Below are 932 nucleotides of genomic sequence, written 5' to 3'. Positions count from 1 at the left end.
ATATTTATTGGGAACAACTTCGAAATTTCCGGCACAAATGCTCCTTCTATCCTATAATAGAAGCTATTTTGGACGTAAGCAATTTGTAAGGAATGAGTAAGAAAAAAGAGATTTTCATAGTATAAAATATTTATTATACCTGCGTATAACACCTACTACTAATAATGTGTTATAATACGAATTAGCAACATAAAGGAAAGGAATTAGAAAAAATGACATTACAAAATACTAAAAATTTAAAAAAACAAGTTGCTCCTTTTGAAAAATCAACGGCAAAAAAAAGTGTTTGGCAAATCATCAATACGGTAGTGCCATTTATTATCTTATGGTACCTTGCTTATAAAAGCCTGTCCGTTTCTTATTGGTTAGCATTAGTTCCATCTCTGTTAGCCGCTGGATTTATGACACGGGTTTTCATTATTTTTCATGATTGTACCCATCATTCTTTTTTTAAAAGTCGTCGTGTAAATAGAATAGTAGGGACATGTATGGGTGTTTTAACTTTATTCCCGTTTGATCAATGGGGGCATGAGCATTCCGTTCATCACGCTACAAGTGGTAATTTGGATAAGCGAGGTACAGGAGATATTTGGACCCTTACAGTGAATGAATATTTGGCAGCGCCATTTAGACTCCGTTTAGCATATCGTTTATATCGCAATCCATTCGTTATGTTTGGATTAGGTCCGATTTATGTTTTCCTACTTAAAAATAGATTTAACCGAAAAGGTGCTAGAAAGAAGGAACGCATGAACACCTATTTGACGAATGTCTTAATTGTTGCTTTAGTAGGATTACTTTGCTGGGCAATTGGATGGCAATCGTTTCTTTTAGTACATGGTTCCATATTCTTAATAGCAGGTTCAATAGGTATTTGGCTGTTTTACGTACAGCACACATTCGAGGATTCTTATTTTGAAGAAGATAAAGAT

1 protein-coding gene is annotated in these 932 nt (G+C 34.1%); it reads left to right on the top strand.

All coding sequences use genetic code 11. The features are described from left to right. Window positions 1-212 precede the first annotated feature (212 nt). Window positions 213-932, top strand: a 720-nt coding sequence (locus V7038_RS29185; protein WP_335696068.1) for a fatty acid desaturase, incomplete at its 3' end; no start/stop codon positions are given.

The sequence above is a fragment of the Bacillus sp. JJ783 genome (assembly GCF_036963225.1).
In the GTDB taxonomy this organism is placed as follows: Bacteria; Bacillota; Bacilli; order Bacillales; family Bacillaceae_G; genus Bacillus_A; species Bacillus_A cereus_U.
This window is presented reverse-complemented; position numbering and strand designations above follow the sequence as displayed.